At 67.5% G+C, this 9,372-nt stretch carries 6 protein-coding genes; all 6 read right to left on the bottom strand.

What is annotated here, in order from left to right; all coding sequences use genetic code 11:
* A partial coding sequence (locus FM104_RS15635) for a choice-of-anchor M domain-containing protein (protein ID WP_087133152.1) occupies positions 1-2,024 on the bottom strand: 2,024 nt, incomplete at its 3' end.
* Complete coding sequence (locus FM104_RS15630; RefSeq protein WP_087054423.1) at positions 2,021-2,977, bottom strand: anchored repeat-type ABC transporter permease subunit; 957 nt, start codon at positions 2,975-2,977, stop codon at positions 2,021-2,023. The genes FM104_RS15635 and FM104_RS15630, both read right to left, overlap by 4 nt.
* Positions 2,977-3,723, bottom strand: coding sequence for an anchored repeat-type ABC transporter ATP-binding subunit (locus FM104_RS15625; RefSeq protein ID WP_087133151.1), 747 nt, complete (start codon positions 3,721-3,723; stop codon positions 2,977-2,979). The genes FM104_RS15630 and FM104_RS15625 overlap by 1 nt, the downstream gene beginning before the upstream one ends.
* Positions 3,720-4,697, bottom strand: coding sequence for a choice-of-anchor M domain-containing protein (locus FM104_RS15620; RefSeq protein WP_087133150.1), 978 nt, complete (start codon positions 4,695-4,697; stop codon positions 3,720-3,722). Before FM104_RS15620 ends, FM104_RS15625 begins: the two co-directional genes overlap by 4 nt.
* Positions 4,694-6,280, bottom strand: coding sequence for an anchored repeat ABC transporter, substrate-binding protein (locus FM104_RS15615; RefSeq protein ID WP_256971701.1), 1,587 nt, complete (start codon positions 6,278-6,280; stop codon positions 4,694-4,696). Before FM104_RS15615 ends, FM104_RS15620 begins: the two co-directional genes overlap by 4 nt.
* Positions 6,281-6,365: 85 nt before the next feature.
* Entirely contained in the window at positions 6,366-9,329 is a 2,964-nt protein-coding gene (locus tag FM104_RS15610; protein ID WP_087133149.1) for a choice-of-anchor M domain-containing protein, read from the bottom strand.
* Between the last annotated feature and the right edge of the window lie 43 nt (positions 9,330-9,372).

Here is a 9,372-nt window from a genome sequence, read left to right as displayed (position 1 = left end):
CACCGGGCCAGCAATGCGCCCCGGGCGTCACGCTCGACCACGGGCTCATCGACGCTCTTGAGGACGAGCCGGTGCGTGCCGGGGGCGATCTGTTCGGGGACGTCGATCGAGAATGCGCCTTTGAGGTCGGCTTGCACCCACCCGAGCCAGACCGGCTTCGGGTCATGGCTCCACGCCGAGACCCATTCTCCGAAGTGCGGCTCGTCCACTGCCACGGCGAGAGAGCCGTCGGGTGCGGGCGCGACCTCCTTCTTGGCGTTGGTGACCTTCACGCTCGTCGCGGGCTTCACCCCGGCCAGTTCCGTATCGTCGACGGGGGTGGTGTCGTCGTGCTCCGGTTTGGGCGTGTCCTCGCCGGCGACGGTGAGGGTGACAGGTGTGGACTGCGAGGCAGTGACGTCGTCCTTCCAGGTGGGGATGAACTCGGCGACGATCCTGTGCTCGCCGGAGGTGAGCGAATCGGTCCGGAGTTCTGCTTTCCCGTCTTTCACGGGGGTGTGCCCGAGAATCGAGTTGCTCTTCTCGTCGCGGAACTGCACGGCGCCGACGACATCTGCGGGGCTGACCTCGCTGGTCAGCAGGATCGCCTCGCCGGCGTCGAGTTCCTTCGTCGAGCTGCGCAGCGTGACCGAGGAGGATTGCGTGTGCGCATCGAGATCCCCGACGACGAAGACGTAGTCGTTCGTCGCCGTCTGCTGACGGCCATCGACCTTCCCGGTCATCGAGAAGGTCAGCGTGTAGGTGCCGGCCTTGGTGAACACCCAGTTCATGTGGGTGTGCTGGGGAACACCGAGGGTCCAGGGCGTCAGCTGGTCCTTGGAGCTGAACACCCGGGATGGCCCGTTCTGGAACACTTCGACGTCGCCGGGTCCGGTGACCGTGTCGAGCGTCACCGTGAGGCGTGCGTTGGGGTCGACGGCGGCGCGCAGGTTGGGATCTTCCGTGCTGAAGCCGGGCCAGATGATGTCGTGGTCCTGCGTCTGCGGCGCCATCCAGATGGTGCTCCCCGGTGCGCCGAGGAATTCGTATCCTGGTGCGCCCGGGAAGGCCTGCTTCGCCTTGTCGTTGACGTGGAAGAGCAGACGCCGGGTCTCGAGGCGGCTGCCGAGATCGATCTGCGTATCTCCGTCGACGTCCATGTCCGCCTTGGACTGCAGCACGAGGGTGCCGTTGTCGACATATGCGGAGACCGCGTCGGTGTGGACGGCGCCGACGATGGTCTTCTCCTGGCTCGGCGGGGCGGGCTGGTCGGACTGGCCGTCGGGCTGGGGGATGTCCTCCGCGTCATCTGTGGTACCGGCGTCTCCCGGCGCGGGGGTGTCCTGCTCCCCCGCGCCGTCGGCGTCGGGGGTGACCTCGGCCTCGGCTCCGGCTTCTGGATCGGTATCCGTCTGCGGTTCCGGCTCGGGGGCCGGTGCTGGCGCGGGTGGGAGCGGGTCGGTGACTCGGAACAACATCGTGGTCGGCGCGCTCTCGCCCACGACCGTCCCCTCGGCATCGACCAGCGTTGCCGTGGCCGTCAGAGAGTAGTCGCCCGGTGCCGTGAAATACCACGATGTAGGAGTGGTGGCGCCCGCATCGAGTGGCGCGTGCTCAGGCGCGTCCGTCGCCGTGCCCAACAACCACGCGCTGCCGTCCTCCGAGGTGACCACGGCCTGCGGCGTCGTCGAGCCCGAGTTGTCGGCGGCTACTCCGCCCGGGAGGACGATCTCGCTCCACCGGAGCTGCACGGTGCCCGCGGTGGCATCCATGGCGGAGGTGTCCAAGTGGGCGGTGAACCGTGCCGTGCCGTCGACGGTGATCATCGTGTCTGAGAGCACCGGTTGCCCGTTGGTATCGGCGATGCCCAGTTCGAGCGATCCGTCGGCGCCAGGGGCGATCTGGGCGAGGGTCGCGCCGGCAGCGGGCAGTTCTGCTGCGGCGCTGGCGCTCAGCGGAGTCAGCGCGGTCAGTGCCAGTGCGAGCAATGCGGCTACGCCGGTCGCCCGGGTGCGGTGTCGTGGGGCCGGATGCAGGATGGTCATCGGAGAACACTCTCTTCAACGTGCGGTGCGGAGGAATCTGCGGCCTCCCGGCGGGGTCCCGGTGTCGGCGACGGTGAGGCGGTCTCGACCGGTTGTGCGCGGCGGCGGAGGTAGTTCATCAGCAGTCCGTGCCGGGGGGCGAAGAACCAGGCGAGAAGGAATACGGCGGTCGCGATGAGGACGATCATGCCGCCGACGGGGAGGTCGAAGCTCCACGAGACGTAGAGGCCGACGAGGGCGGAGGACCCGCCGATGATCGGGGCGAGGAGCATCATCAGCCCGAGCCGGTCGGTGAGCAGCCGTGCCGCTGCGGCCGGGGTGATCAGCAGAGCCAGGACGAGGATGTTGCCGATGGTCTGGATGGAGATGACGATCGCGATCGCGACCATGACGTAGAGCACGAGGTCGAGGACGAAGACGGGGATGCCGGTGGAGCGTGCCATCTCGCGGTCGAGGGTGACCGCGACGAACTCCTTGTGGAACAGGAAGACCGTCAGCAGCAGGAGGATGCCGGTGATCGCGACGGTGTAGATGTCCTCGTCGGGGATGCCGGTGATGGAGCCGAAGAGGAACTGCTGCAGAGAGCCGGCGTATCCGGGTGCCTGGGAGATGACGACGATGCCGAGGGCGAAGGCGGCGACGAAGAAGACCCCGATGATGGAGTCCTCCTTGATCCGCCGGTTCTGGGAGAACACGGCGACGAGGATCGCCGTCAGGACGCCGGCGACGGCGCCGCCGAGGACCAGGTTGCCCTGGATGACGAAGGCGACGGCGAGCCCGGGGAAGACGGCATGGGCGACGGCGTCGCCGATGAATGCCATACCGCGCAGTACCACGTAGCAGCCGATCACTCCGCAGACGATGCTGGACATCACGGCGATGATCAGCGCCTTGGGTAGGAATCCCAGGTCGGGGTTGAGCAGGTCCTGGATGAAGTCGATGGGAGAGAGCATCAGGCCGACACCCCCAGGGTCTTCAGCAGCGGGTTGGTGGCTTTCACGTCGAAGGCGCGCATCCAGATCTCAGGGTCGTTGAGGGTCGACGCTGTGCCGTCGGCGATGATGGTGCGGTTGATCAGGCACAGGCGGGAGCATTCGTGCAGGGCGCCGACCAGGTCGTGGGTCGTCATCAGCACGGCCTTGTCCTCGGCGGCGAGATCTCGGAACAGCTCGATGAGCAGCTCCTGGGTGGGCATGTCGAGACCGGTGAACGGCTCGTCCAGCAGCAGGAGCCGTGGGCGCAGCGCGAGTGCGCGGGCGACGAGGACGCGTTGGCGCTGTCCGCCGGAGAGCTCGCCGACCGGCCGCGCTCTGAGGTGGTCCATGTGGACGCGTTCGAGGGCCTCGGCCACGGCGTCGAAGTCCGCCACCCCGGGCCGGCGCAGCCATCCGATCCGCCGGATCCGGCCGGTCATCACGGCATCCTCGACGCTGATGGGGAAGTCCCAGGCGAACTCGTGACGCTGCGGCACGTAGCCGATCCTGGAGCGCGCCTGTGCGCCGGTGCGGCCATCGACGTCGACGCGGCCGTTCTCGGTGCGGATCAGGCCGAGGATAGAGCGCAGCAGAGTGGTCTTGCCTGCCCCGTTCGGTCCGATCAGACCGACGAACTCACCGGTCTCAACGCTCAGGTCGATGTCGTGCAGGACGCGCCTGCCGCCCAGGTGGACGGTCAGGTCGATGACGTCGAGGGCACTCATTCGGTCGGTTCCTTCACATTTCGGGCGGCGAGGGCGCGGGCCTTCGCCCGACGAGATGCGGTGACGACCACGATGATCGCGATCACGAGGACGACAGCGACCACTCCGACCACACTCCAGATGAGAGTCGCGAACGTGCCGTCGCCGTCCTGATCGCGGTCTGCGGCCGGACCGGCGGTGTCATCGGACGGATCCGGGGCGGCGGTCTCTGCGATGACGGACTGGTCGAACTCCATGCCGAATGCCTCCTCGGCATCCGTGGCGTCGCCGACGACGAAGCGGAGGGTGTCGCGTGCGGAGACGGACTCGCCGGTGTTCAACTCCGCATCGAACTGGAGTTCGACGAGGTAGATCCCCGGTTCGCTGAAGACCCAGTTGGCGTGGGTGTGCTGGTTCACCTCGATCCACGACTGCTGCGGGAAGGGCTCCAATGACGACCACAACGGTTGCGGGTCGCCGAAGTTGCCGCTCTGCAGGTAGACCACGACATCGCCTGGTCCTTCCATCCCCAGGACGCTGAGGGTCGTCCCCAGGTTCAGTGACTCGATCACGTTCGGTTCCTGGGTGTTCCACCCCGCCCAGACGACGTCGGGATTCTGGGTCTGCGGCACCACCCACACCTCGGTGCCGGGTTCCTGTCCGAGGAAGCGGTACGCCTCTGCGTCCGGGATGGGGAGGATGGCCGCGTCGGCGACCTTGAGGACCACGTCGTCGAGGTGGCGCCAATAGGAGGGTCGTGCGGTGTCGTCGTGGATCTGGACGATCCACTCCCCCGTGCTCAGCGTGGGGCCGAAGTCCACGTGCCCCTGGTCGAGCACGACCTGTCCTGTCCCCTGCGTCTGGTTCGGGTCGATCGTCTGATCGAGATCGTCGTCGCCTTCTGCCGAGGCGGACACGGGCGCGAGCACGGCGAGTCCGGCCAGGATGAGTGCGGAGGCCATGGTGAGGGGGCGGCGGATGCGGCGGGTGGTCATTGTTCTCCTTCGGGCGTGCCGAGGCAGTCGCGGATGGATCGTGCGTTGAAGCGCATCATGTCGATATAGGTGGTCACGGTCTCGCTGAAGGCGTCGCCGTAGATGGTGCAGACCTCGACCCCCTGGTCCTTCGCCACTTCGACGAGTGTGGAGGAGCGGGCGGCGAGGTTGGGTTCGAGGAACACGGCGGGTACATGCAGGTTGCGGATGGTCTCGGTCAGACGTTTCCGCTCGGCCAGAGACGGCTCGACCGCGGGGTTCGGGGTGACGAAGCCGGAGATATCGAGGTCGTAGGCCTGCGCGAGGTAGCCGAACGCATCGTGCGTGGTCACGAGCGTGCGCTGCGATCGAGGGATCTCGGCGATCGTGTCGCGCACCTCGGTGTCCAGTGCGCTGAGCTCCCGGAGGTACGCTGCGGCGTTCTTCGTGTAGTCGGCGGTGCCGGCCGGATCAACCTCGATAAGGGTGTCGCGGATGATCTCGGTGTAGGACATGGCGTTGCGGACGTTCTGCCACAGGTGCGGGTCGATCTCCCCGTGCACGTGCTTGCCGAGCACCGCCTGCGGGAGCTGGTAGATCGCCTCTCCTGCACGTCCCAGGAACCGGTAGGCGGGATCGCCGGGGATCTCGTGCAGGGCCTTGTTGGGCACCTCCACGACCACCTCATCGAGGGGGAAGAATTCCTGGTGCACGTCTGCGGAGCCGTGCTCGTGATCCAGCAGGACCTCGAACCCTGCCTCGTCCAGGTCGATCGTAATGTCGGAGTGGCCGCCGTTCAGCACTGTGGGATCAGATGTGCCCGGCACCGTGTACGGGTCGACGCCGACGGCGAAGGTGACCTTCCCGGTGGCGACGTCGAGGGGCTGCTGGTCCGGAGCGACCTGCAGTTTCGCCTGCAGGTCCAGTGTGTAGATTCCCGGCTGTGTGAACGCCCAGCTCAGGTGCGTGTGCGCGTCGGGGGGAAGGATCACCGTGTCGTCGCGGTACCCTCCGGCGGCGTCGAAGCCGTCGGAGGAGTCGAAGTAGACGTCGACGTCGCCGAAGCTTCCGGTGAGGTAGGCGATCAGATCTCCCGGCCCTTCCATGCCGGTGGCGGAGAGCAGGATGTCGGAGGAGCGGGTCGCGCCCAGCTCGGCACCGTCTCCTTTCACCCGCAGGCCGAGCCAGATCGTGTCCAGGGACACGTCCTCGACGAGAGGGATGATCTCCGCGGCGTACTTGACGGCCTCCTCGGCCAGGGAGATGTTCGGGACCCCGTCGGGCAGGTTCGTGTCCAGCGCCTTGATGAGGTTCTGCTCCTCGAGCATCAGGTAGTTGGAGAAGGCCACATCGGCGTAGACGATATCGCGCACGTCGCGCAGCGACGGCTCGTAGCTGTGCGGGTCTCCGCCCTCCGGCACGAGCGAGATCACCTCTGCCCGATCCCCGGCGACGTGCTGTGCGAGGTCGGCGAGGATACCTGTCGTGGTCACGACGCGGACACGACCGTCGTCCGGTTCTGTCGGGGAAGCACTGGCGCATCCCGACGCGGCCATCGCCAGGACGATCGAGACGGCGATGCCGACGGTGCGAGGGGGCGACACGTGTTCCTTTCCGGATGCCGAGGCATCGCATGCATACAAGAGGGGGCGGTGACGGGGAAGCCCTCCCGTCACCGCCCCGGGATCCCTACTCGGAGACGATCCCGTCCGCTCCGCGGCGGCGACGCGCCAGGAGCAGGATCATGCCGGCGACCAGGAGCATGCCGGCCGTGCCGAGCACGATGCCGTTGATCTCCCCACCCGTACTGGGCAGACCGGCCGGTCCCGCACCGGTACCGGGGTCGCTGGTGGCGGCGGCGACCTGCAACTGCTGCCAGCCGATCAGCTGACCGTCCGCGTCGAACACGGCGAGCCGGTGAGCCTCCGCGGTCGTGTCCGCCGGGATCGTGACCGCGATCGTGCCGTCCGCTCCGACCTGGACCCAGTCGCCGCCCAGCAGCACCGGGTCGGAGAACAGCCATGCAGCCACCCACTCGCCTGCGTGCTCTGTTCCCTCCCCGACCTGGACGGTGATGACCTGCCCGGCCGTGGGAGTGGTCGTGGACGCGGTGATGCCGCCCTCATCCACGCCGTCGAGCGCATCCTCCGTCTGCGCGGACGGCGCCGTGGCGGGCTTGGGGTCGCCCGGAAGCACGGTCAGCGTCACCGGAGCGGACTCCGCGACCAGAGTGTGGTCATGGTCGTACAGCTTCGCGACGATCTGTGCACCGGCATCCGCCTCAGCGACCTCATGCGTGAGCGTCGCCTCTCCGGCACCGGAGATCACGGAGAAGTCCGCATCGCCCGAGCGCTGGATGAACCAGTGATAGTGGTCCTCGTCCGTCGCCGGGTTCTGCACCGCCGTGAGCGTCGCGGTCTCACCGACGTGGTAGCCGGCGGCAAGACCATCGATGCTCAGATCGGTGATCGGCTGCGGGTGCGTGCCGCCGGTGGCGACGGCCAGCGTGTGCGGCTCGGATTCGGCGATCATCGCGTGAGTGTCGTCGAACAGGCGCAACACGAGCTGCGCGCCGTCGTCCTCGGCAGTGACCGGGTAGGCGAGAGCCTTGTCGCGAGACTGGTCGACCCAGACGAAGTCCGAGGCGCCCGCGCGCTTCACGTACCAGTGGTAGTGGGACTCGTCCGTCTGCGGGTTCTGCGTGCTCGTCAGCTGAGCCGTCTCACCGGCAGCGTACGACTCCTTGTCGGCGGTCACCGTGAGAGTCGTGACGGGCTCGCGCTGCTGCGTCGTGATGGTGATCGGCGCCGACTCGGCGTGCATCTCACCGTCGTGCAGGAGCTGGACCTTCACCTGGACGCCGCTGTTGGCGAGGGTGGGCTTGAACGAGTACTCGGCGGCGGTCTGGCCGTCCACGGCGGCGAAGCCGTCAGCGCCGGGAAGCTTCACGAGCCACTGGTGCTCGGTCAGGCCCGTCGGGGTGGACTGCTCTGCCGTCAGCGTCGCCGTCTGCCCGACCCAGTAGTCGTCCGCATCGCGGTTCGTCGAGATCGTCAGGTCGGTGTCCGGCACCTCGTGCCCGTGATCGTCGAGTTTCACGATGACGGGGGCGGATTCCACGTAGCTGTCGCCGTTGTCATAGGTGAGCGTGGCGATCACTGCCGCTCCGGCGAGGTCCTCGGTGACGGAGAAGGCGTAGGTCGCGTCGTTCTCGCCCTCGACGAGTACCGGCGCGGTCTCGCCCTCCTTCTGCACATACCACTCGAAGCGGCTCAGCACGGAGGCCGGAGTGACCGACGCGGTCAGCGTCGCCGTGGCGCCGGTGTGGTAATGGTCGGCGATGCCGCCGACGGAGACCTTCTGCAGCGGTGCAGCGCCGTGATCGTCGACCTCGATGGTGACGGCCTCGGACGTGGCCAGCACCGTGCCATCCTGGACGAGCTCCGCGATGACCTCGGCGCCGTTCAGCGCCTGTTCGGCAGCAGGGATGCGGTGTCTGTCACCGGTTGCGTCGTCGATCAAGACCGGCTGGTCCTGATCGGTGCGCTGCAGGTACCAGCGGTAGGTGCCGTCCTCCACGGCCGGGTCGGCGACGATCTGAAGATCGATCGGCGAGCCGCTGTGATAGTGGTCGGCGAGCGGGGCGATGGAGATCGTCTGTTCCACCGGGTCCTCTCCGGTGGTGGAGATGGTGACCGGATCCGATTCCACGACGATCGGCTGAGCGGAGCCGCTGGCGTAGTCCTTGCCGCCGGAGACCGTCGCGCGGTACTGGGCGCCGGCGACGGCGTCGACCGTCAGCGTCGACGTCGCTGCCCCGTCCACCGTCGTCCACTCGGCTTCTGCCGATGCGCGCGTCTGCCAGGCGTAGGTCGAGAACGTCGCCTCAGCGGGCGACGGGGCGGCGGTGAGAGTGACCTCGGCGCCCGGTGCGACCTCGTCCTCGGCGCCGGAGACGGACAGCGCCGTCGGGACCGGAGCCACGACGAACGTGTAGGTCGCCTCGTTACTCGTCGACGTCTGGGTGCCGTCGGCGCTGGTCACGTCAGCGTGCGCCGTCAGCGTGTAGGTGCCCGGCTGGGTGAAACCCCAGTTGGCGTGCACATGCGCCAGGAAGTCCTGGTGGATGGTTCCCGGGAACGTCCACCCCTCGGTCAGCAGCGGTGCCACGCCGCCCCACTGACCGGTCGTCCATAGGAACACCTCACCTGGCCCGTCCACGGCTGTCACGTCGATGTCGACCTTCGCCTGGCTGCCGTAGACCGATCCGACCGACTGGCTGTCCCAGCCCGGCCAGATGAGCTCATGGTCCTGCGTCAGCGGAAGGTGGTACAGCTCCGCCGGTGCACCCTCGGGCACCCCTGCGCTGGGGAGATTGGTCGAGAAGGCTTGACTCTTCACCGCGAGCGTCACCGACTCAGGCGTGCGCAGCACATGCGAACCGGTCACGTCCTCCTTGAGAACGAGACGGGCAGTGTCGTCCTCGTTCAGGACGAGGTTGAAGGCATCGATATGCCCGGTATCGAGGTGGATCGGATCATCCTTGACATCAGGAGCCTCGGCGGCGAAAGCAGCCGTCGGGAGAGCCAAACCACCCGCAAGCGCGAGGACACCCACCAGGGCGCCACCTCGCAGACGGGTCGAAGTGAGCATATGTATGGACCTTTCCAGTTCGGGTAGAGGCAAGCAGACATCC

The sequence above is a fragment of the Microbacterium esteraromaticum genome, from assembly GCF_900163815.1.
GTDB classification, from domain to species: Bacteria; Actinomycetota; Actinomycetes; order Actinomycetales; family Microbacteriaceae; genus Microbacterium; species Microbacterium esteraromaticum_B.
This window is presented reverse-complemented; position numbering and strand designations above follow the sequence as displayed.

Excerpts from the sequence above, each read along its gene's own strand:
- FM104_RS15630 (WP_087054423.1), bottom strand. The coding sequence starts at position 2,977 with ATGCTCTCTCCCATCGACTTCATCCAGGACCTGCTCAACCCCGACCTG.
- FM104_RS15625 (WP_087133151.1), bottom strand. The coding sequence starts at position 3,723 with ATGAGTGCCCTCGACGTCATCGACCTGACCGTCCACCTGGGCGGCAGG.
- FM104_RS15620 (WP_087133150.1), bottom strand. The coding sequence starts at position 4,697 with ATGACCACCCGCCGCATCCGCCGCCCCCTCACCATGGCCTCCGCACTC.
- FM104_RS15610 (WP_087133149.1), bottom strand. The coding sequence starts at position 9,329 with ATGCTCACTTCGACCCGTCTGCGAGGTGGCGCCCTGGTGGGTGTCCTC.